Origin of the sequence: Microcoleus sp. AT9b-C3 (assembly GCF_036705485.1) — a bacterium.
In the GTDB taxonomy this organism is placed as follows: Bacteria; Cyanobacteriota; Cyanobacteriia; order Cyanobacteriales; family Microcoleaceae; genus Microcoleus.
The window spans coordinates 363988-388446 of sequence record NZ_JAUBUR010000002.1 but is presented as its reverse complement, the minus strand read 5'-3'; the positions used below and the strand labels follow the sequence as shown (position 1 = coordinate 388446).

Genomic DNA, 24459 nt, shown 5'->3' with positions numbered 1-24459 from the left:
GACCAAATTAGTTCGTTGTCATCTTACAAGTTTATTCTTGAAGCCCTATTCTATGCAGCTTCATATTAAATTGGTATGAACTTAAACTCCACATCTTGAAGAGTCTGACTGTTCCGAAACCAATGGACTTGTACGGAAGCTCCATTAATTTCAAAAGCCTCAATACTTGTCATTTTATCCCAATCTTCAGAATTCCCGCCATAAACAGCAATAAGTCTCGGTGCATCCCCCAACAATCTATCTGTACCGCAATGAATTACTATGCAATTACCAGCCTTGGCATCTTGCAGTAGGAGTTGCTCCTGCAAATTTCTCGGACTCTCATCGGGAATAGCACCTTGATTCACAATTTAACAACGTAAAATATTGTTTGTCAAATACCATAAAAACTAACTTTAGCAGGTGCAGTTTCCGCCAACAACTTACCCCGCGAAATCACATACCGAACCGCAGCGCGCCTCCTAATTGCATCACAACAATCCTCAGCATCCAACACAATCAAATTTGCAGGTTTCCCCGCCTCTATCCCATAATTATCATCTCCCAGATTGAGAGTTTTAGCACCGTTGACAGTGACCATATTAAAACAAGCTGCAATCTGGGCCATTCCCGTCATCTGACAAACATGAACCGCCATATAAGCGACATCCAACATATTTCCCGTACCTAAACTATACCAAGGATCTTGCACGCAGTCGTGGCCAAAACTCACATTCAATCCCTGCTGCCACAACTCCTTAACTCGCGTCACCCCACGGCGTTTGGGATAAGTATCAGCGCGGCCTTGCAGGGTGATATTAATTAAAGGATTGGCAATGAAATTAATTTTCGATTTTGCCAAACTTCCCATCAGCTTAAAAGCATAAGCATTGTTATAAGAACCGAAGGCTGTCGTGTGGCTAGCCGTCACCCGCGAACCAGCCCCGCTTCTAATAGCACAAGCTGCTACCACCTCCAAAAATCTCGACTGTTCATCATCGATTTCATCGCAGTGAACATCTATTAATCTATTGTATTTTTCAGCAAGTTCAAAAATTCTTTCAACCGACTTCACCCCATCTTCCCGCGTCAACTCATAATGCGGAATCCCGCCCACAGCATCCGCACCCATATCCAGAGACTTCTCTAAAAGTTTGTCATTTTCTGGACTTCCGTAAACCCCGTCTTGGGGAAAAGCCACAACTTGCAGAGTCATCCAATCTTTCACTTGTTCGCGAACTTCCAAAAGTCCTTGCAAAGCAGTCAGCGTCGGTTCGCTAACATCAGCGTGACTCCTGACAAACAAAATCCCTTGAGACGCTTGCAGCCTTAAAGTTTCAACAGCCCGTTTTTTGACATCATCCAGAGTTAAACATTGCTTTCGTTCCCCCCAGATTTGAATTCCCTCGAACAAAGTGCCGCTTTGATTCCATCGCGGTTCCCCCGCAGTCAAAGCCGAATCGAGATGAATGTGCGACTCCACAAAGGGAGGACTAACTAAATTGCCTTGAATGTCGATTTCGCGTTCGCCAAATTCTGATATATGGGGCGAAACGGCGACTATTTGGTCATTCTCAATAGCAATATCTACCGTTGGGCGATCGTCGCCCGCACCTAACAAACGACATTCGCGCAGAACAATGCTATACTTTTGCTCAGGCATGACAATTGCACCTATTTTAACACTTGTAAACTTTATACTTCCTAGTTGCTACTCAGCCTAGTGAGACCAAAAGCATTCCCCAATCACTTGCGAACCCCCTCCTACTCCTCCTCTGCGTCCTCTGCGCCCTCTGCGGTTAAAAAATCTTACTCAAAAAAGCAACCTATAACCATAATCACCCACAAAAAAGCGCAACTACAAATCGCAAACCTCAGACAATCTCAAACTCCAGATTGTGATTTTTTATCAAATCAAAGCTAAAATGGTCAACCACATTAGTATTGCTCAATTCCAGATTGTAAAAATCAACAAAATCCGCATCAAAATAAGGCCCAGCGTGCCAAGTTCCCACATCTAACTTAATAAAACAATTGCCCGGAATCCGAAAAGCAGCCATATCCTCTAAACTCGGTTTATAGCTATCCCCAGGAGGCGCAACCGCCATCAACCAATCCTTCCCCTCCAAAGAACCCAAACACTGAGTACATTGAACGTGTCGCGTAATTTTGCCAAACTTGCGACCTTTCTTTTGCAGCCGCATGATGTAAAATCTAGGAATACCATTTTGCAAACTTAACTGAGCATCCTCAGCATCAAAAGACTTGCCATCAACAGCCGCAAAGATAACTTGACCGTAACGCCGAAAATTCTCCGGTGTCACCCATTGTGCAAACAACTGCTTAGTTGAAATTGATTCGCTCATAAATCCCAACCTCCCTAGCTTTCTCCGTCATAAATATTCTAATATAAATAGTAAGACCACTTTATTTCTACTCGGCGCGCAGCCACGAACAGGCTTTGCGACTTCCCAAAAAACTGAATTAATTTACTGCCAAAGCGCTACACACATTACCTATCTTCTGCTTCCTCTTCATTCTCTTCCTTCGTGTCCTTTGCGTCTTCGCGGTTCGTTAAAAAGATATTACTTGAGATCGATCGCCCAAAACACCCTTACAATCAAAATCAGCACACTGCTGCAAAAAACGAGCCGGAATATCAGGCCGAGCACCCCAGTGCAAATGCAAATAAGAAGCGTGTACCTGACAAACTCCCCAACCTTCAGCAACCGCCTCAACCTCCCCCCGCTTGCCATACCTCCAACTGTGATAAACTGGATTAGTCGGTTCCACAGTTAAATGCGATCGATGAAACTCATGTCCCCAAACCTCATCAAAAGCAGTTAACACCGAACTATCCCTCACCGCCACAGCTTCTCGGTATCCCAGCGTCAAACGCTTTCCCATCGCAGCAGAAGTTTCCAACACCCCCACCCCTTGCCAAGAATTGCCATCGAAGTCTACAATAGAATCGCACAAATACATCAAACCGCCACACTCCGCATAAGTCGCCATTCCCGAAAAAATCGCCTTTCTTACCGCATCCCGAATTAAAACATTACCGCTTAGTTTTTGAGCAAAAACTTCGGGAAAACCACCGCCAAAATATAACCCTTGCACATTGTCAGGAAAAGCCGAGTCATCAAGGGGACTCCAAAATACCAACTCGGCACCCAACTCTTCCAACAAATCAAGATTGTCTTGATAGTAAAAATTAAAAGCCCGATCGCGCGCAACTGCAATCCTCACTCCAAATTGTTTTCCCAAAGAGTTGACAACATCATCTTTTTGAGTTATAGTAACCGAAGGGAGACTGTGCCTACCCGAAAGTTGCTCAGACCCCTCACCCCCCCCATTTCGAGTTGCAGCCAACAAAGGCAAAAGTTGCTCCCAGTCAAAACTAACAGCAGCCAAATCAGCCAGTTTATCGATCGCAGCATGAAGATTCGGCAACTCCTCAGCAGGAATCAGCCCCAAATGTCGATCGGGAATAGTAACAGCCTCATCCCTACGCAAAACCCCCAAAATAGGTAAATTGAGCGGTTGGAGAGCATCTTGAAGCAGTTCCAAATGTCGATCACTGGCCACCCGATTGAGCACCAAACCAGCGAATTTAAGGTCAGGGTTAAAAGAACGAAAACCATGCGCGATCGCAGCCACAGAACCAGAGAGCCTGCTGCAATCTATCACAAACAATACCGGCAAATTCAGCAAATAAGCAACATGAGCCGTAGAAGCAAAGGAAAAATCATAATTGCCTTCTTCTTTTCGATAATTAATCCGTGTATCCGTGTCAAAATCCGTCTCGTGCCTTCCTGATTCCTGATTTTTTCGACTCACTCCATCAAATAAACCCATCACCCCTTCAACTAAGGCATAATCGACATCTTGAATATGACGAGAAAAACACTTTTTTACATAAGATTCAGAGGTTAATATTGCGTCTAAATTTCGACAGGGGCGACCCGTGACAAAAGCATGAAACATCGGATCGATGTAATCCGGGCCTACCTTAAAAGATTGAACATTCAAGCCGCGACGGATTAAATAAGCTAAAAGGGCGATCGTCACAGTCGTCTTTCCCGCACCGCTGCGTTCACCAGCAATTACTAAAGCCATAGTTCTAGATTAGTTACAAAAAATACATATTTAACGAACCGCGAAGACGCGTTAGGCGAAGCCGCGCGTAAGCGCTAGGGCGCGAAGGAAGAATGAGAAGAAGAGAGGTAATTTAGTGGCGTTTGGGAATTAATTTAGAGTTTTGAGTTAAATAACATGATTAATTCAAAACTCCTAACTTAAAATTCATAACTCCTAAAAAAGTAGGGCAGACATTGCCTGCCCCACTGAATATTAGCTCAATCCTTCTTCCTTCTTCCTTCTTCCCTCTTTTTACCGCTTAGCCAACTTCAGCATTTGAGCCGTCACTGCCAAACTTTCTTCGTAAAGCACATCTCGACCCCAACTCTGCAAGTGCTGACCCAGCAAATGTTCCGTCACCTGATCGAACAGAGGACTCACCTGGTTAAACCGATCGGTTTGAGCGCCGCCCTTCGTTTCCATCCGCATACAGCCGCCCACTTCCGAACACAGAACCGTACCGCAGTCAGCCTTCTCGTTCGTAGAACTCAAACGCAGAGCAATCAAATCGCCCGGGACATCGCCCGTATCAGCAGTAGGAATAGCAGCCAACTCGGCTTCGACAACCCGTTCGTCCGGCCCCGCGAATTTAATTCGCTTGATGTAGTAATCGCCCTCTTCCTGTTTGAAAGCAACCGGACGCCACTGAAGCCGGCTCGCCAGCCAACCCAAATACATCAGCGCTTGAGTAGAATTGTCCTGTTCGAAATCGATCGTCACCCGATCGATTTCCCGAATCGCAGCGCGGCGTTCCGGGGCGTCAAAAGCCTCAGCAGCCAACTCCTGCCACGCGGCCAGCCGGCGCCAATTGAGATCCGCGATCGGAATTCCCTCCTCGATCAGACTTTGCATCAACAGCAATTCCGCTTCACACTCGGCAAAGCTGCTAGAGTCAACAATCACAGAACTGCTAATTGCCGCCAGCCGCTGGAACAAACCTCGATCGGCATCCGGGTTCGCCTTCCACCACAGCAGCGTCGGCAAATCCGGGATCGTCAGCGCCGTCACGATGCCGCTCACCCGTTCCAGCGCAGCTTCCGTACCCCGGAGGGTAATGTACTCGCAGCAGATCAGATTGCCAGTGGTGCGCTTGTGGACAGGACAATAAGCAGCCACTTGAGCCTGCACGCCCGTATCTTCCCCCGCCGTCGGGCACAGAGCAATAATCCGGCAGGGATTGGCAGCCACGATCGCGTCAGCCACGCCCGAACCCCCGGAACCCAAACCACTCGATCCCATCTCCTCGCCTTTTGAATTTTTGCGAGCCACTTCTTCCCGCAAAGTCGCCAGCAATTCAGCGTTAGGTTTGCCAGTTCTCGGCAGCCCGTAAGCTTTTTGAGCCGCCCTGATGCTAGATGCCGTCATCGGTCCGGTAATACCGTCCACCGGCCCGTCGTAAAACCCCAGATCCGCCAATAACCGCTGAGTTTCTTCGGGTTCGTAGACTACAAAAGTAAAAGTTGTTGCCCTACTAGCGATCGGAACATCCCCTTTCGACCCCGATTCTCTGTAACTTTCCCAAATTTGACTCAATTCGGCCTCTATTTGGTCGATCGACACATCTTTAGGATTTTGCAGCGAAACCAGAGGCGGAGCTTTCATCGGTGTCATCGTCATCGGTTTTTTCTCCTTTGTCAGTTTTTAGTCATCAGTGATTGGTCATTAGTTCAATAGTCCTGGAGATCCCAAAATTTTAGACCCTAGTTTAAGCTGTCAGATTCATCTGTGCAGTAAATCTAAAATCTAAAATCTAAAATCTAAAATCTAAAATCGACTGACTTTTAAAGTCTGCGCCACTTGCGGCCGTCTCTGTTAATTAGCAGTTCTGCTTCCGCCGGTTCCCAAGTACCCGCTTCGTATTTAGGAACCAAATCTTGGTCGTTGGACGATTCCCACTCCATCAGCGCCGGCGTTACCACCCGCCAAGCTTCCTCCACTTCATCAGAACGGGTAAACAAAGTTTGGTCGCCCAGCATACAATCAATTAACAGGCGATCGTAAGCATCCGAAGATGTCACCCCAAACGAAGAACCGTAACTGAAATCCATATCCACCGTCCGCGTCCGCAAATCCGGCCCCGGCATTTTCGCCTCAAACCTCAGCGAAATCCCCTCATTGGGATGCACGCGCATGGTCAAAACGTTAGGAGTAGTTTGTTGGGCCGCGGACTGAAAGATTAGCAGCGGAACTTCGCGGAACTGAATCGCAATTTCGCTAACTTTTTTCGGCAACCGTTTGCCGGTTCGCAGGTAAAAAGGAACTCCCTGCCAGCGCCAGTTGTCAATCATAAACTTCATCGCCACAAAAGTCGGCGTTGTCGAGTTGGGAGCAACACCCGGTTCTTCGTGATAACCTGGCACCGGTTTGCCCTTCATCCAACCTGCGGAATATTGACCCCGAATCGCTGAGAAGTCCAAGTTATGCAAATCTGCCAAGCGAGTTGCTTGCAGAACTTTCATCTTTTCGGTGCGGATGCTGTCAGCGTCGAGCGAGTTCGGCGGTTCCATCGCCGTCAGACAGAAAATCTGCATCAAGTGGTTTTGCAGCATATCCCGCAACGCCCCAGAGGATTCGTAGTAACCCGCCCGGTCTTCTACGCCTACTGTTTCTGCAACTGTAATTTGTACGTGATCGACAAATTGCCGATTCCACAGCGGTTCAAAAATCGCGTTAGCAAACCGGAATACCATTAAATTCTGAACAGTTTCTTTACCCAAATAGTGGTCGATCCGGTAAACTTGCTGTTCTTGGCAAACCTTCTGCACGACTCGGTTGAGAGCTTTTGCCGAACTCAAGTCGCGGCCGAAGGGTTTTTCAATTACCAAGCGGTGTTTTGCTGGATCTGTCAACATTTGAGCCGCGCCCAGTTGCCTAATTGCTTCTGGGAAAAAGTTCGGGGAAACTGAGAGATAAAATATGTGATTGCCGCGAGTTCTCCTGTCTTCGTCGAGTTCCGCTAAGAAAGCTTTGAGTTTTTGATAGCTTTCCGGGTTGTCAATGTCGCCGGGACAGTAGTACAAACCTTGAGCGAAATCTTGCCAAAATTCTTCATTGCCAATGCCGCCGCCAAATTCTTCAATGCCTTCGCGCATTTGCTCGCGGAAGTAATCGTGACTCCAAGGGCGGCGGGCTACTCCCACGACGGTAGTTTCCGGTGGCAAGCGTCGATCGCGCTTCATCTGATAAATTGCAGGTACCAGTTTGCGCTGGGTGAGATCCCCAGAAGCTCCGAAGATTACCAGAATTTGTGGTTCCGGCACTCGTTCTTTTCGTAAACCGACGCGCAGTGGATTTTCAAGTAGCGTTACCATTTATTTTCCTTTTGCTTCTAGTGCTGTTAATCTTGCCAATACCGCGTGATAGTTGGCGGTCATTTCTGCTAGTTGCTGGGTGAGAGAGTTAATCTGTCCTTCGTATTCAGCTTTCATTTCCTCTCTAACTTCCGCCCGGATTTTTATTCTCTCAGCAGCCAGTCGAACTTCCCAATCTTTATCCCGTTGTCGCAGTTCAGCTTTCAACTGCCTATTTTCTGCTCGCAGTTGCTCCAACTCCAACGCCACAGCAGCGCGGCGATCCCTTTCTCTGTTTTGCTCTCGGATTTGCTCTCTAAGGTGCTGATTGTCCGATCGCAATTTCTCCAATTCTGAAGCACCATCCTTGCCAGTTCGCCCGCTGCCGTCTGAAGGAAATCGCTCCTCAACCAAGCGCTTAACGGCTGCACCAGTTGGAATGCCGTTGGGTGATGACTCTACTGCTTCTTGCCAGATTTGAATTTGTAATTCTGGGGATAGTTTGGTCAAAGGACGAACTTGATTTTCCTTTCTAGGCAAAATGTGCGCAATTGCGCACAAATTTTCCATCACTAGAGCTGCCTCAATAAATTGATAGGCTGTCCGTCTGGCGATGTTCCACTTTTCTAAGCAATAAACCTCAAACGTCTTGTGGGTTTCCCGGTACAGTTTCTGTACCAGAATTTCGTTAAGGGCTTTGCCGACTTCGTAAAAAGTCTGAAGTCCTTGTTCTACTATCAATTCCAGTTCTTGAAGCCTCGCCCGTTCGGCGACATCAAGTGGGTCGGTTGCATACTCGCGATCGAGTAGGGTATTGGTACTTTGCATAGCAATTTCTCAGCGGTGGGAGATGGAGAATTCGAGTTGGAGTTCTGGCTAGAGTCGTGATAGAGGACGGACTAGATTTTTTTTTCTAGGAAAAATGTGCGCAATTGCGCACATTTTTCCTAGAGAGGATTTAAAACTCAGCATTTAGGAAGCAAAACAATTATCTATTCCGACTCCTCAATGCTTCTGCCTTCAAGGATACAGATATCTGCCTAAGCCACGGGCGACAACTTCTGCACTTTTTCTTGCAAGGAATCCATCAGGGATTGGAACGGGCTGACGAATTTCTCGATCCCGTCGAGGAGCAAGTCTTCCATCACTTTGTCCAAGTTGATGTCGATGTCGGGATCTTTGAGACTTTCGATCAGGGTGTAAGCTTCTTCAACGTTGCTCTCAATCCGGGGTGCGACATCGCAGTGATCGAAACAAGCTTCCACGGTGTTCGGCGGCAAAGTGTTAACCGTGTCGGGGCCGATTAGTTCATCGACGTACATGACATCGCTGTAGTTGGGGTTTTTGGTGCTGGTGGAAGCCCACAATAAGCGCTGTACTTTCGCTCCTTTAGCCGCTAAAGCTTGCCAGCGATCGCTCGCTACGATTTCTTTATACTTCTGGTAAGCTACCTTCGCATTGGCGATCGCAACTTTCCCCTTCACTGCTTCCAGTTTGGCTTTGGTGGAAATATCTGTGACATTTTTGAGTTTCTCATCAATCTTGCCATCGACATTGATGTCGATCCGGCTCAAGAAGAAACTGGCCACAGAAGCAATATTGCTCACATCCAAACCTTTAGCCACCCGCGCTTCCAAACCGCGAATGTAAGCCCAGAAGGTTTCGACGTAGCTGTCAACCGAGAACAGCAAAGTCACGTTAACGTTAATCCCTTCGCTGATGACTCGCTCGACTGCAGGCAAACCTTCCGCGGTTCCCGGAATCTTAATCATCACGTTTTCTTTGCCGAGGGCTTCGTAATAGCGCATGGCTTCGCTAATCGTGCTTTCTGTATCGTTGGCGATCGTCGGTGGCACTTCAATGCTAATGTAGCCGTCCAAACCCTTTGACTCTGCGTAAACTGGGGCGAAGATGTCGCAAGCGTTGCGGATATCTTCAAATACCAGAGATTCGTAAATCTCCATTACAGATTTACCCGCCCGGATGCCCGCTTCGATATCCGCGTCGTAAATCACATTACCCGCGATCGCTTTCTCAAAAATAGCCGGATTAGATGTAATCCCGCGCAATCCCCTACTTTCAATCATCTGTTTGAGTTCGCCGGACTCAATCAGATCGCGAGTCAAATTGTCCATCCAGATACTTTGGCCAATTTCTTTGATTTCTAACAGGTGATTCGTTGGTGTTGCTGTCATTACTGTAACTCCTACAATTTGATAGCTGTTAATTGGAACTTGGAAATTGGGAATTGAAAATTGAAAATTGAAAATTGGTAATTGGCAAGGGGGAATTGGTAATTGGGAGTCGAAAGTTATAAGTTAAAACCCTCTTCCTTCTTCCCTCTTCATGACATCCATTACATTCGTTACATCCGTGGAGCGAATCCGTTGCCGAACTTCCTTCTATCCTTTACATCCGTGGAGCGAATCCGTTGCCGAACTTCCCTTTTCCTTCACCCTTGGACTGTTCTAGGATTGCGCGATCGATCTTGAATAAAAGACTCAACCATCGCTACATTTTCTTTACTGCCGATAATCAAGGGCGATCGCTCGTGCAGTTGGGTCGGCACAACGTCTAAGATGTCTTGAACTCCGGTACTGGCGCGCCCGCCGGCTTGCTCCATCAAAAACGCCAAAGGAGCCGATTCGTAGAGCAAACGCAATTTGCCTTCCGGTTTTTTCACCGTTCCGGGGTACAAAAACACGCCTCCCTGGAATAAAATCCGGTGGAAATCTCCCACCAAAGCCCCACCGTACCGAGCGCTGTAGCCTTCGCTGCGGTGTACGTAGCGAATGTAATCTCTCAAAGATTCCTCCCACTGCCAGAAGTTGCCTTCATTAACGCTGTAAATCGGGCCGCGATCGGGAACCTTAATGTTTTCGTTAGCTAGAATAAACTCGCCCAAACTCGGATCGAGGGTAAAGGAATGAACGCCCTGACCGATCGAATAAACCAGCATGGTACTGGGGCCGTAGAGTACATAGCCAGCGGCAATTTGTTTGTGTCCGTGTTGCAGCAAGTCGGAAGCAGAACCGTCTTCATCGTCGCCCTCTTGCTTGCGGATGCTGAATATGGAGCCGACATTGAGATTGATGTCAAGATTGGAAGAACCGTCTATGGGGTCGTAGAGCAGACTGTAACGCCCGATCGGACAATTTTCGGGAATGTAGTAGGGTTTTTCCATTTCCTCCGAAGCCAAGCGGCAGACAAGTCCGCTTTGCTGGAATACTGAGATAAACACTTCATTAGCATAGATATCCATCTTTTTGACGGATTCTCCCTGCACGTTCGTAGCCCCTGTAAACCCCAAGGCATCTGCCATTAATCCGGCTCTGCTGAGCCGCCTCGCGATCAGCTTGGCAGCTAGTCCGATGCGATTCATCAGGGCGCTAAGATCCTGAGCATCTGTTGAAAAGCTGTGAAGTTGCTGGAGTACGTGACGAGATAGGGTTGTGCAATCGCGGTCTAAGGCTTGCACCTGATCGATCGGGCCCAGACGGGCTTCCCCTGTCGGCGCGTTTACCATGATTTTGATGTCCTCCCTGTCTTGTGGCTCTAGATGTGGGTTCGATGGAGTCCTTGACACTTGCTCCTGAATCGGCTACGAGACCGATCGTCCCCTAACTTCTATCTTAGGGAGGGTTTTGCCAAAGGGCGTCGAACTTTAGGTGAATTTTAGATCCGCATCGAAAATTGAGGAGTTCGATCGATTGTTTGGTCTGCTGCGTGTATTCCCGATGCCTAATTTTTTATTTAACGCAGAGGGCGCAGAGGACGCAGAGGGCGCAGAGGGAGAAAGTATGGGCTTGCAAAAAAGCGATCGTCCTGTTTGCCATTCGAGATAGTCAAATAAGATTAATAATTGACAACTCAAAGCCTGAAATTACGATCGAACCCGCTCTGTTACAAGTGCTTATTGGAATTGACTACGGCAAAATCTGTCAACCGCAAATTTTTGCTAAAGGTGATATGACACTCTAAAATTCTGGGTAAGCTACCCGTAGGAATACGGTCATTGAGCGTTTAAGCAAATATACATAGTCATTCATTGACTTTTCTATTGAATTGTTTGAATTTTACTCAAACGCTCAATTTTTATTGAATATTTTCTCAAAACAGGGGTTGTAAAAACCCCAATAAAAAATGTTTGTTGGTACTCATCAACTCAGGATAATGCTATGGATATTGTTGAACAAATTCCCCATAACTTAGTCAAACACTATCAGATTAAAAAGCTACTCGGAGAAGGCGGTAGTAGCACAACTTATGAAGCCATTGACCTCAAAACACACCAGCGAGTCGCACTCAAAGCTTTGTCTTTACAGAAGATGAATGAGTGGAAAGTCCTGGAACTATTTGAACGAGAAGCCAATGTTTTATCAAAATTGAATCATCCGGGAATTCCGCGTTATTTGGATTATTTTTATGTCGATACTCCCGATAACCGTTGTTTTTATATAGTACAAGAACTGGCCCAAGGGCAATCTCTAGCCAGTTTAGTCGAAAATGGCTGGCACGCTAGCGAATCCGAAATTCAACGCATTGCCGCACAAATTTTGGAGATTTTAGTTTATCTCCATTCACAGACACCACCTGTTATCCACCGGGATATTAAACCAGAAAATATTGTTTTCAAATCGCCGATCGATTCCCACCAACAAAAAGACTGGGCAGTCTGCTTAGTAGATTTTGGAGCAGTGCAAAACACTTATCACAATACTTTAATGCGAGGAAGTACCGTAGTTGGAACCTATGGTTATATGGCTCCAGAACAATTTCTCGGACAAGCCGTACCTGCAACAGATTTATATGGTTTAGGAGCGACATTGTTGTATTTACTAACCCACCGTTCGCCCGCCGAATTACCAACAAATATACTAGAGAAAGATTTTCGCTCTCAAATTCAGATTTCTTCAGCATTTGCCGATTGGTTAGAAAAAGCGATCGCGCCAGATTTAGAAAACCGCTTTGAATCGGCACAAGAAGCGCTTGAATCTCTTCGCAATCCTCAAATATGTAGCGTTAAATCCAATCCGACGCAATGGAAAAAACGCCTCAAAATAGGAATTGCTGCTATTGCTACTGTTGCTGTTTTTAATCACTTTAAATATCCGATACTCAACCGGATTGGATTTACACCCAATGCAGTTGTCAATGCTGTCAAACATGGAGATACTCAAACTGTTAGGCATTATCTGGATCTTGGCATTAGTGCCAATAGCAGGGTAAAGAACGACGAGAATTTACTACACTTGGCTGGCTCAAAAGAGGTGGCAGAATTGTTAATTGCCAAAGGTGCAGATGTCAACGCTAAGGGTCCATATGGCTTTACCCCATTACACTTTGCTGCTATGTTGGATCGCATAGAAGTGGCACAGACGCTAATTGCTAAAGGTGCAGATATTAACGCCTGGACAGGAAGTCAATATTCTAATACAACTCCTCTGTTCTGGGCCGGATCGCCTGAAATGGCCAAGTTGCTGATTGCTAAAGGTGCGGATGTCAATGCCAAAAACGAAAATGGCTTGACTCCTCTACATATAACGAAATCAAAGGCGATCGCAAAGATACTACTCGCCGCAGGCGCAAAAATTAACATCAAAGAAGACAATGCCCGAAATGGCAAGAGTAGAGCTTTATTACATAATGCAGCCAAAATAGGTTTTAAGGAGTTGGTACAACAGCTAATTAAAGACGGTGCAAATGTTGCGATTCGGGATAGTGCAAAAAGAACTCCACTGCACTATGCAACCACAAAAGAAGTTGCTGCTTTGCTAATGCTGGATATCAACGCTATAGACCAATCTGGAAATACTCCGTTACACCTAGCTGTCGATCGAGGATCTCAAGATATCGCTGAACTGCTAATTGCTAATGGTGCAAGGGTTAACGTTAGAAATGAGAACGGTCAAACTCCATTGTATCGAGCGATCGCGATCGGACACAATGAGATTGCTGCACTGCTAATTAACAACGGTACAGATGTCAATAATATAGATGGATCTGGCACAACTCCACTGCACAAAGCCGCACATTATGGCAATGTAGAAATTTTAAAATTGCTGATTGCTAAAGGTGCAGAAATTAATATCCAGGATAATCAAAGAAAAACTCCACTGGATATCGCCCTAGACCTGAAACTTCAGGATACAGTAGCGCTGCTAATTAGTAAAAACCCAGATGTTAATAGTGAAGATGAATATGGCAGCAATTTACTGCATATCGCTGTCGATTTCAAACTTAAGGATGTAGCCAAACAACTCATGGCCAAAGGTGCATTCGTTAATGCCAAAAATAACTTGCTTCAAACTCCCCTGCATCTTGCTGTTGCTCAAGGCTCTCAAGATATCGCTGAACTGCTAATTGCTAATGGCGCAAGGGTTAACGCTAGAAATGCGGACGGTCAAACTCCATTGTATCAAGCGATCGCGATCGGACACAATGATATTGCTGCACTGCTAATTAAAAACGGTGCAGATGTTAATAATAGAGCTATGTGTGATACAACTCCACTCCACAAAGCAGCACATTATGGCACTGTAGAAATCTTACAATTGCTGATTGATAAAGGTGCAAAAATTGACGCTACAAACTGCTATGGCGACACGCCACTCAAGATAGTAAAAACCAACTGGAACCCCGACCGAGACCCAGCAGCCAAAATACTCAGATCTCGCGGCGCAACAGACTAATTATCCAAAATCAACCCAGGCAGAAAAATATGGAAACACTACAACGATCGGAAAAAATCATTGCTGAAAGATATCGCATTCTCGGCAAATTAGGACAGGGTGGAGTTGGAATCACCTATGCTGCTGTAGATTTAAACAGCAATCAAAAAGTTGCACTCAAAGCTTTATCCCTGCGCCTGACAACTGAATGGAAGAAAGTCGAGTTATTTGAACGAGAAGCCAAAACTTTATCGGGATTGAATCATCCGGGAATTCCTCGCTACATTGACTACTTTCAAGTTGATACTTCCCAAGATCGTTGTTTTTATATCGCCCAACAACTCGCACCTGGAAAATCTCTCGCACAATTGATAGAAAATGGCTGGAAACCAAATGAATCGCAAGTTCGTCATATCGCCTCTCAATTGCTAGAAATTTTAGTTTATCTGCAATCGCTGTTACCTGCTACTATCCACCGAGATATTAAACCTCAAAATATAATTCTGCAAAAAAATGGGCGAGTCTTCCTAGTTGATTTTGGTGCAGTTCAAAATACTTACCATCATACCGTTACAGGAGGCAGTACCGTTGTCGGAACCTACGGTTACATGGCACCTGAACAATTCAGAGGAAAAGCTGTATTATCAACAGATTTGTATGGATTAGGCACAACGCTGCTTTTCTTGTTAACCCAGAAATTTCCATCCGATCTACCCAGACACAAGCTGAAGGTACAATTCCGCGATCGCGTCTCTATTTCTCCAGAGTTTGCCGACTGGTTAGAGAAGATAATTGAACCCGCAAGTGAAGATCGATTTGACTCAGCAAAAGATGCTTTATCAGCGCTGCGAGGGGAACAGCCAAGCGGGATTAGTCCCGAAAAAATGTTTAAGCGATCGCCCCAATCACGAATTACTTTAATTGATGCTAAACGGTGGTTATTAATCAAGATACACCCCGATCGTGCACCTAGCAAAATCAAGTGTTTTTTCCAGTTCATTCATCTGAGTTATAAATTTTTACTTCCCTTCTCTTTGATTCTGGTATTTTTTATATTTAGCTTGTCTCAATACGCTCCTGCCGACTGGCTAGATAAATTATTTAACCAATTTTTCGTTATATCAATCCTAGCTATAATAATAGCTACCGTATTTTATGCTTTGATGTGGTTGTGTAGGTGCTTGTTTAGGATTGCTTCTCGTCTATTCATCAGACCAATTAAAATCACTCCCCAAGATATCCAGCGGGTAAAGTTGAGCGGAATTCATCTGCCATTGCTCAAAAAATCGATGACTTTTTGCCGGATTCGCACCAAGTCGCGTAACTATTGTTTTGGCTTATTTTTGCCGCAAGCTGAGAAAGAATGGTTGGTAGGGGAATTGAATGATTGTTTAAGTAAACTAAAATAAATTCTTGTTGTTATCCACAGATTTGATTAAAAACCAGTTTTTTTTCGGAGTGCGTGGATTAAATAAAGGCGGAAGTATAGAAGATTTTATGTACTAATTTAGGCAATAATAATCATCAAAAAATCCTGGATTTGGCATGAGAATAAAACTATAAAAAATCTCGATATTTATGAAATAAAACTGCAAAAGGGGAAGGCGATCGCACTTGTTGAATACGTAGCTAAAAAGATTAGTTGAGAGTAGCGATCCTGACGGGTGACAACAAGAGTCAAAAGCTTGATAAAATCAAGGACATAGCCCTCAGACCCCTCTGAAAAAAGGGTAGCTTATTTCGCCTCATCCTTCATCCTCATTAATTCTGCAATAATATCTTGACAAAACTCCATTCCAACTACCCAAGATTGACCATATAGCCCAATCCAAAAGCTACTGTGTCGGGGCTGGGAACGTTGAGGTTCTGTGAGGCGACTAACATACTTTTGAATTCCCTGGTGCTTGATTTTTTGACCTGGCAGGATAGCAGAACTGTAAGCGAGAGCAATGAGGAGAATTAATTTTTGTAACCGTTCATTATTAGCATGACTCTTCTCGCTCGTTGTAACCACCTGTCTTACAATCTTTGAACATGGCTTCTATACCCATACGACTTTTGAAAGTAGAAATTGCTGTATTATGGGTTTCTAAGTTAGTGAGAAGATACCAACCTTCATCCTCCACCTTGCCCTGATATTTACGACGCCAATAACCAGCTATATTAAACAAGCCAAATCCTTTTTGTTTAGTGACTTTAACACCCGTGAGAAAAAAGCGACTTCCGGGTAACAATCCCAGCTCGGACAAATGAGTATATTCGGCAAATTCTTGCTGAATATAGCGTTCCTGTTTCACCCTAAAAACGAATTTCACGTCTTGCTCATACAGCCAGCTCCCTAGTTTGACGCTGCCAAATTGAGGCGTCTCCTAAAATGATAATTTTGTAATCCTTTAAAAGCTCTAAAATCGGTGTAATTAGAGTTTGCTGCTCGGCAATATTACTGCTTCCTCTCTTATCCAAGAGTTGCCAGTATAAGGGGATAGCTCGCTTGTTCCAAATCAGACTAATTACAAAAAGGTTTTTGGATCGCCCGACAAGTGCGATCGATAGCGAGTTTTAACCATTTATGATTTTTAAATTTCTGCTTCAATATTTCTTGAACGATAGGGAACCACAGGCGTTCTATTTGGAGGCAATCCCATTTGATAAATCGTTGTAGGCTGCGCCTGCGGCTTTCAAATAGAATCGGATAAGGCATCAAAGAAGCTAGCAATTCCAGGCTTACTTGTTTATGGCAAGCAAGTAGATATACCAAAATCTTTAAAGTCAGATATTCGGTGACTTTTAGCTGTTGTTGTAGGTTGATTTGGTAAAATGAAGGAAGCATATTTAATAGATGGGGATTTTTCACAATCACGACCCCATCTTTTTTTACCACAAAAGCTCCAAAAGCTCTACAGATAATGCTTTCGGCGGGGTTGTCACCCCGTCAGGTAGCGATCGCCTTTTCGATTGGTTATGCTTGACTGAGGGCGATCGTTTCTGTCAGTTTACTGCTCAACAAAAATAAAGATGTTTGTGGTTAAATATCGTATAAAGGCAAGAAATATCTCGCCCTGACTGAGGTAGTGTCGTTAAGCTCCTGTATCTCCTCTCCTAAAGGTTCCATTAATGAGTATTTCGCCTAGAAATAAAAAAATTATCCTGTTTTTGGCAGCCAACCCCAAAAATACCACCCCTGTGGACTTACAGAAAGAGGCGAAGGAAGTTGCAGAGGGGTTACAACGCTCTAAAAAGGCCGACAAGTTCCAACTTGAGCAACAGTGGGCGGTGACACCCAGAGAAATGCAGCGAGCCATATTAGATTATAAACCAGAGATTGTGCATTTCTCTGGGCATGGTGCAGGAGAAGGCGGTTTAGCCTTGGAAGATGAGGCGGGACAAATTAAGCTGGTAAATACCAAAGCTTTGGCAGCTTTGTTTGAGGCGTTTAATGAGTACGTGGAGTGCGTAATACTCAACGCTTGCTATTCAGAAGTGCAAGCTGAGGCGATCGCACGTCACATTCCCTATGTGATCGGCATGAAGCAAGCGGTGGGAGATAGCGCCGCACGAGAATTTGCTGTAGGTTTTTACGATACGTTGGCGGCGGGGGAGTCGATCGAATTTGCCTATAAATTGGGTTGCGTTAGCATCAGCATGGCTGGTATTCCAGAAGAGCTGACTCCGGTATTAAAGAAAAAGTCGGATTTTTCTGAGTTGGATGCAGCAGGGCGATCGGGCGATGCTTCTGTTAGCGATATCGTTGAGGAGTCGTCGCCTGTGGTGGAAAATCCGCGCTCTAGCGCCGTATCTCCCGTTGCGAGTTCCAACTTAGACAACCCAGAAGGTTCTGTTAGTTTAGATTCACCCCTATATATCGATCGGCCTCCCATTGAATCTGACTGCTACCAAACTATTGTTAAGCCCGGAGCTTTAATCCGAATCAAAGCCCCCCGACAAATGGGAAAAACTTCCTTAGTGCAGCGAATTTTATACAACGCCAAGGAACAGGGTTATCAAACGGCTTATTTAAACTTTCAATGGGCTGATGGCAGTTTTCTCACCAATCTTGATGAGTTGTTGCAGTGGTTTTGTGGTGAGATTACCAACGAATTAAATTTAGAAGATAGGTTAGGAGAATATTGGAAAGGCGTTCTCGGCAGTAAAAATAAAAGCACGAAGTATTTCCAACGCTATCTACTATCTAACAGCGATCGGCCTGTTGTTTTAGGGTTAGATGAAGTCGATCGCATTTTTGAGCATTCCGAAATAGCCACCGACTTCTTTGGATTATTACGAGCTTGGCACGAACGGGGAAAAAATGAGGAAATTTGGAAAAAGCTGAGGTTGGTCATTTCTCACTCTCAAGAAGTTTATATTCCTCTCAATATTAATCAGTCGCCATTTAACGTAGGATTGCCCATAGAATTACCTGAACTCAATCACAAACAGGTAACAGATTTAGTGAATCGACACCAATTAAATTGGTCAAATCAAGAGATTTGTGACCTGATGGAAATGGTGGGCGGTCATCCTTATTTAGTGCGAGTTGCTCTCTACCAAATTGCCAGAGGGAGAATTAGCTTAGATAGCTTGCTAAAAGTCGCTCCTACTGAAGAAGGCCCTTACTACGATCATTTACGACGGCATTTAGTTAACTTAGAACAAGATGCAGAACTAGCAGCAACAATTAGACAAGTCATTAACAGCGAACAACCTGTAGAAATTAATACCGGAGAGGCTTTTAAATTGCGAAGCATGGGGTTGATCAAATTTCAGGGAAATGCTGTCATGCCATTGTGTGGTTTGTATCGTCAATATTTTAGCCATCGCCTAGCTTTTCCCCAACCAAATATGACTGCTGTGCAACAATCTAATAACCCATTAAGCTTTAGCGTAGAGAGTAATTTAGCAGCTATTATTTTTTCCGATGTAGTTAATTCCACCGCTTTATCAGTGGCCAACCAAAAGCTGACACTAGAATTAGTGAATCGAGATTTCAACATCATCCGAGACATCTGCGCTAAACATCAAGGCAAAGTCCTTAAAGAAATGGGCGATGGTTTATTAATTTTCTTTCCAGAAAGTGCCGTAAAAGCAGTAGCCTGTGCGCTAGAAATACAGCGAAGTCTCGCCGAAGCTGCTACAACCTTACCTGCGAGTCATGTCCTGCAACACCGGATTGGTATTCACTTGGGGGAAATCTTCTTTCTTAATAATGATATCAGAGGAGCTGGTGTAAATTTAGCGGCTCGTTTAGAAGGGAAAGCAGAGCCAGGAGGAATCTGTATTTCTGAAACAGTTTATCAAGTCGTTAAAACCCACTCTCCTTTAAATGTGATTGACTTAGGTATGCAACAGTTAAAGGGAATTACTGAACCTGTACGGCTGTACAAATTGATTCCTTGATTCTCTGATTTTCCACCTATAAATTAACAATGACCTATGAAGGATTATCAATATCAAGTTGGGGGTAGCCTGCCTGCAAACGCCCCAACTTATGTCACTAGAAAGGCGGATGAAGAACTTTATCAAGCTTTAAAAGCTGGAGAATTTTGCTATGTTCTTAATTCCCGACAAATGGGAAAATCATCCCTGCGAGTGCGGACAATGCAGCGGTTACAAGCAGAGGGAATTGCCTGTAGTAGCATTGATATCACAGAAATTGGCACCTCAGACATTACGCCAGAAGAGTGGTATGCAGGCGTGATTGATAGCATCGTCAGCCGATTAGATTTGTATGACGTTTTTGATTTAGATGAATGGTGGGATCAGAACAGCTTACTATCGAATGTTAAACGATTCAGTAAATTTTTTGAAGAAGTATTACTCAAGATAATTTCAGAAAATATAGTAATTTTTGTCGATGAATCGGACAGTTTACTCAGCTTAAATTTTAAAATAGAAGATTTTTTTGCTGTAATTCGTGATTGCTATAATAATCGAGCTGATAAACCCGACTATCGTCGATTAACATTTACGATGTTAGGGGTAGCTACTCCCTCAGATTTAATTCAAGACAAGCGACGCACTCCGTTTAATATTGGTCGAGGAATAGAGTTAACGGGGTTTCAATTAGCAGAAGCCCAACCTTTAGCAGTGGGGTTAGAAACTCAAGCGGAAAATTCTCAAGCTGTGTTAGAAGCAGTATTATATTGGACGGGCGGACAGCCATTTTTAACACAAAAGCTTTGTAAACTAATGCTCGGTAGTGCCAATCCTACACCCATGCCAAATCCCGCTGAGTGGGTAGAAAGTTTAGTCCAAGAAAAGGTGATTGATAATTGGGAAGCACAGGATGAACCAGAACATTTAAAAACGATTAGAGGACGCATTTTACGCAGCGAACAGCGTGCCAGTCGGTTATTGGGACTCTATCAGCAAATTTTGCAGCACAATGAAATAGCGACTGATGATACTCCCGAACAAATGGAACTACGATTAACTGGGTTGGTGGTTAAGCAGTCTGGCAAACTTAAAGTTTATAACCGGATTTATCAATCGGTTTTTAACCTGGATTGGGTGGAAAAACAATTAGCGGAACTCCGCCCTTACAGCGAAAGTTTTAAAGCTTGGATAGAGTCTGATTGCCAAGATGAATCGCGACTGTTGCGGGGTCAAGCCTTGCACGATGCTCAAACTTGGGCAGCAGATAAAAGTTTGAGCGATTTGGATTATCAGTTTTTAAATGCCAGTCGGGAAGTCCAACAACGGGAAGTTGAACGAGAGTTAGAAGCACAGAGACAAGCGAATAAAATTTTGACTCAAGCGAATCAGACGCTAATTAAAGCAGAGCAATTAGCCACGTATAAAGTCACTCAAGCCCAGAATTTAGCAAATGTAATCCAGGAAACTGCTTTTTCTAATGAATCATTTCGTTCAGGACAGACATTCCAAGCACTGTTGGAAGCATTAAAGGCAGGGCAAGCATTCAAACAGCTAGATTCTTCATCCGAGACGACAAAACATATTAGAGGACGAGTGATAGCTGTGCTGCAACAAGCAGTGTCCGCAGTAAAAGAGCGCAATCATTTGGAAGGGCATAGCAATTCTGTAAATAGCGTCGCCTTGAGTCCAGATGGCAAGACATTGGCTTCTGCAAGCAGTGACAACACCATCAAACTGTGGCACCTGGAAAGCCAAAAACCTATCGCTACCCTCACCGGGCATAACAATTCTGTTAATAGCGTCGCCTTTAGTCCAGATGGCAAGACATTAGCTTCTGCAAGCAGTGACAACACCATCAAACTGTGGCACCTAGAAAGCCAAAAACCCATCGCTATCCTCACCGGGCATAGCAATTCTGTCTGGAGTATCGCCTTTAGTCGAGATGGCAAGACATTAGCTTCTGCAAGCAGTGACAACACCATCAAACTGTGGCACCTGGAAAGCCAAAAACCCATCGCTACCCTCGCCGGGCATAGCAATTCTGTTAATAGCGTCGCCTTTAGTCCAGATGGCAAGACATTGGCTTCTGCAAGCAGCGATAAGACGATTAAACTGTGGCACCTGGAAAGCCAAAAACCCATCGCTACCCACACCGGGCATAGCAATCCGGTGTGGAGCGTCGCCTTTAGTCTAGATGGCAAGACATTGGCTTCTGCAAGCCGTGACAACACCATCAAATTGTGGCACTTGGAAAGCCAAAAATCCATCGCTACCCTCACCGGGCATAGCAATGAGGTCTTGAGCGTCGCCTTTAGTCGAGATGGCAAGACACTGGCTTCTGCAAGCAGTGACAACACCATCAAACTGTGGCACCTGCAAAGCCAAAAACCCATCGCTACCCTCACCGGGCATATCAATGAGGTAAATAGCGTCGCCTTGAGTCCAGATGGCAAGACATTAGCTTCTGCAAGCCGTGACAACACCATCAAACTGTGGCATCTGGAAAGCCAAAAACCCACCGCTACCCTCACCGGGCATAGCAATCCGGTCTATAGCGTCGCCTTTAGTCGAGATGGCAAGACGTTGGCTTCTGCAAGCAGTGACAAAACCATCAAACTGTGGCACCTGGAAACCCAAAAACCCCTCGCTACCCTCACCGGGCATAGCAATTCGGTCTATAGCGTCGCTTTGAGTCCAGATGGCAAGACATTGGCTTCTGCAAGCTTTGACAAAACCATCAAACTGTGGAATCTGGAAAGCCAAAAACCCATCGCTACCCTCACCGGGCATAGCAATCCGGTCTATAGCGTCGCCTTTAGTCCAGATGGCAAGACATTGGCTTCTACAAGTGACGACAACACCATCAAACTGTGGAATCTGGAAAGCCAAAAACCCATCGCTACCCTCACCGGGCATAGCAATTCGGTCTTGAGCATCGCCTTTAGTCCAGATGGCTTGAATTTCGCTTCTACAAGTGACGACAAGACGATCAAACTGTGGAATCTGGAAAGCCAAAAACCCATCGCTACCCTCACCGGGCATAGCAATTCGGTCTTGAGCGTCGCCTTTAGTCCAGATGGCAAAACTTTGGCTTCTGCAAGCAGTGACAACACCATCAAACTGTGGAATCTGGAAAGCCAAAAACCCATCGCTACCCTCACCGGGCATAGCAATTCGGTCTATAGCGTCGCCTTTAGTCCAGATGGCAAAACTTTGGCTTCTGCAAGCAGTGACAACACCATCAAACTGTGGCACCTGCAAAGCCAAAAACCCCTCGCTACCCTCACCGGGCATCAAGGTTTGGTCTGGAGCGTCGCCTTTAGTCCCGATGGCAAAACTTTGGCTTCTGCAAGCAGTGACAACACCATCAAACTGTGGGTTTGGGATTTCGATAAACTAATGGCATTAGGTTGCAATTGGATCGACGATTATCTCAGAACCAACCCGAAAGTGACAGCAGAGGATAAAAAGATGTGTGCTGATTACCTCAGTCAACAGTCAATCAAATAGAATTTAGGCAAAAACCTGCAGCCAACCAGATGTTCGCCCTACATTTTTTTCCCACTACTTCCACTTTTTCCGTTGTCCATTCCTCACTCGCATCAGTTACAAGCCTAAGATTTCGCTGCGACGAATCTTCTCTTCATCCACAACCAGAACCAGCATGGGATTATTAAATCTTGCTATTTAATTTTCACTTTTGTCGTTAGTCTAGGTGTGGGGAGTTCAAAAGGCTGTAGGTACTAACTCTGAGGGATATTGCACTGATGTCCCTTGGAATATAAAGTGTAAAACTCCTGGAGTGCTGACATTTGTTCTCTCAATCTAGATATCTCTATATCCCAGGGAGGGAGTAGTTTCTCAAGGTGGCGAACCTCACTAAACCACAGTCGTAACTCGGGTTTGAGGGTTGCATAGAGCGTTTCGGGACAGGAGAGTAATATTGCTGTTATTATCTCTGCTACGAATGGCTGGTGCGGCCACTTCCCTACAACAGACATTGCATCCGAGTCATCGCTTGACAAGCATTGGTGAACAATATCAAACAGTGAATTTAACTGAATAGCTGCCCGTAATTTCTCAAGTGTCTCTGCTGTCTCTGAGGAGGTATTCACCATAGTTGTGAATTCAACAGGCCAATGGTGCAGAATGGTACTGACAAATGAAGCAATTGAATCAGGTTGCTCTTTTCTTATAATTTCTGGGAGTATTTCTGTAAAGTAAGGAGCAACACTACGCCACTGATGTAAATCACAAGCAACATGAAAGAAGGTTTCTGGCAACCTTTCACTCTTCTGTAATAAAATATAACCTCGACATTGATTAGTGACAGGATCTACAGATTCAAATGCTTGCCATAACAAAGGCAGAGAAACCCAGTGAGGTGGATATTTGAAACGGGCAACATCCAGCAGAAGAACTAGATCCCGCTGGGGATGATAGCCACCAATTGGTGAAAAGTGACCATCACCCGTTTGTCCCAATACCTTTCGGCTGTAGGAAACAACTAGATGAATATCACCTGACGCCGCAGTCACCTCCTCAACTGCTTGCCGAAATTTTTCCAAGCTGCTTTGGTGGTAACGATTAGGTTTTACAACCGCACCGTTGCAACGTGCTATACAGACAAACTCATCAAAGGTGATACCGTTTTCTTTAATGACTGAAAGAGGTAAACAACAGTCTAAAAATTCCTCTCCATACCATCTCCACACCCCTTTCCAAATGCGACCCGGATCGATGGATAAGGCATTAAGAACAACAACTAAACTACCCAATCCACAAAAAGCGGGTTCTGCTTGAGTATGAAACTGTTCCGCTAGAGCAAAATACCCTTCCATACCTCCCAGTGCCAACGCTTCTCGAAATATTTGCTTTCCCTCTACGGAGGAAAAGGCAATAGCAGAATCTGGGAGTGAACGACGATAAAACCCTTTAGCAGACATTGAGTGTTTTAACCCTGATTGCTTATGGTGCTAATAAATATTATGCAAAATCGTCACCTT

The 24459-nt window shown here is 44.9% G+C and carries 16 protein-coding genes; 4 read left to right on the top strand and 12 right to left on the bottom strand.

The annotated features are described in order from the left end of the window. Positions 1-65: 65 nt before the first annotated feature. The 9 genes from QUB77_RS03420 to fbp form a co-directional block, all read right to left on the bottom strand. On the bottom strand, positions 66-347 hold the full coding sequence (locus tag QUB77_RS03420; protein WP_333172762.1) for a hypothetical protein: 282 nt from the start codon (positions 345-347) through the stop codon (positions 66-68). A 26-nt stretch (positions 348-373) separates the two neighbouring features. Continuing rightward, positions 374-1642 (bottom strand): cytosine deaminase, encoded by a 1269-nt coding sequence (gene codA / locus QUB77_RS03415; RefSeq protein ID WP_333172765.1) that lies wholly within the window; start codon positions 1640-1642, stop codon positions 374-376. 211 nt (positions 1643-1853) lie between these two features. After that, positions 1854-2345, bottom strand: coding sequence for an ureidoglycolate lyase (locus QUB77_RS03410; RefSeq protein ID WP_333172768.1), 492 nt, complete (start codon positions 2343-2345; stop codon positions 1854-1856). 208 nt (positions 2346-2553) lie between these two features. Further along, positions 2554-4098 carry a cobyrinate a,c-diamide synthase gene (locus QUB77_RS03405; protein ID WP_333172771.1) on the bottom strand — a complete coding sequence of 515 codons (1545 nt, stop codon included), beginning with the start codon at positions 4096-4098 and terminating at the stop codon, positions 2554-2556. A gap of 273 nt (positions 4099-4371) precedes the next feature. Next, positions 4372-5736 (bottom strand): glucose-6-phosphate dehydrogenase assembly protein OpcA, encoded by a 1365-nt coding sequence (opcA, locus tag QUB77_RS03400; RefSeq protein WP_333172774.1) that lies wholly within the window; start codon positions 5734-5736, stop codon positions 4372-4374. A 164-nt stretch (positions 5737-5900) separates the two neighbouring features. Next, positions 5901-7430 (bottom strand): glucose-6-phosphate dehydrogenase, encoded by a 1530-nt coding sequence (gene zwf, locus QUB77_RS03395; protein WP_333172776.1) that lies wholly within the window; start codon positions 7428-7430, stop codon positions 5901-5903. Continuing rightward, on the bottom strand, positions 7431-8237 hold the full coding sequence (locus QUB77_RS03390; RefSeq protein WP_333172779.1) for a hypothetical protein: 807 nt from the start codon (positions 8235-8237) through the stop codon (positions 7431-7433). It lies immediately after the preceding gene. Positions 8238-8449: 212 nt separating this feature from the next. Further along, positions 8450-9604: a transaldolase gene (gene tal, locus QUB77_RS03385; protein WP_333172781.1), complete on the bottom strand. Its 1155-nt coding sequence runs from the start codon at positions 9602-9604 to the stop codon at positions 8450-8452. Between the two features lie 257 nt (positions 9605-9861). Further along, positions 9862-10935, bottom strand: a complete 1074-nt coding sequence (gene fbp / locus QUB77_RS03380; protein ID WP_333172783.1) for a class 1 fructose-bisphosphatase — start codon at positions 10933-10935, stop codon at positions 9862-9864. 652 nt (positions 10936-11587) lie between these two features. Here fbp and QUB77_RS03375 point away from each other — a divergent pair. After that, positions 11588-14101 carry an ankyrin repeat domain-containing protein gene (locus QUB77_RS03375; RefSeq protein WP_333172785.1) on the top strand — a complete coding sequence of 838 codons (2514 nt, stop codon included), beginning with the start codon at positions 11588-11590 and terminating at the stop codon, positions 14099-14101. Between the two features lie 29 nt (positions 14102-14130). Next, positions 14131-15489 (top strand): serine/threonine-protein kinase, encoded by a 1359-nt coding sequence (locus tag QUB77_RS03370; RefSeq protein ID WP_333172788.1) that lies wholly within the window; start codon positions 14131-14133, stop codon positions 15487-15489. A 573-nt stretch (positions 15490-16062) separates the two neighbouring features. Here QUB77_RS03370 and QUB77_RS03365 read toward each other — a convergent pair. Together QUB77_RS03365 and QUB77_RS03360 are read right to left on the bottom strand one after the other, a co-directional pair. Continuing rightward, entirely contained in the window at positions 16063-16377 is a 315-nt protein-coding gene (locus QUB77_RS03365; protein WP_333172790.1) for a hypothetical protein, read from the bottom strand. Between the two features lie 209 nt (positions 16378-16586). Beyond that, complete coding sequence (locus QUB77_RS03360; RefSeq protein WP_333172792.1) at positions 16587-16961, bottom strand: hypothetical protein; 375 nt, start codon at positions 16959-16961, stop codon at positions 16587-16589. Positions 16962-17194: 233 nt separating this feature from the next. Here QUB77_RS03360 and QUB77_RS03355 point away from each other — a divergent pair, with 233 nt between their 5' ends. Together QUB77_RS03355 and QUB77_RS03350 are read left to right on the top strand one after the other, a co-directional pair. Next, positions 17195-19474: an AAA-like domain-containing protein gene (locus QUB77_RS03355; RefSeq protein WP_333172793.1), complete on the top strand. Its 2280-nt coding sequence runs from the start codon at positions 17195-17197 to the stop codon at positions 19472-19474. Between the two features lie 36 nt (positions 19475-19510). Beyond that, the gene (locus tag QUB77_RS03350; protein WP_333172796.1) at positions 19511-22963 is read left to right on the top strand and encodes a WD40 domain-containing protein; all 3453 of its coding nucleotides are present in this window, start codon (positions 19511-19513) and stop codon (positions 22961-22963) included. A gap of 233 nt (positions 22964-23196) precedes the next feature. On the opposite strand, the gene QUB77_RS03345 is transcribed toward QUB77_RS03350, so the two are convergent. Continuing rightward, positions 23197-24399 (bottom strand): phytochelatin synthase family protein, encoded by a 1203-nt coding sequence (locus QUB77_RS03345; protein ID WP_333172798.1) that lies wholly within the window; start codon positions 24397-24399, stop codon positions 23197-23199. Positions 24400-24459: the final 60 nt, after the last annotated feature.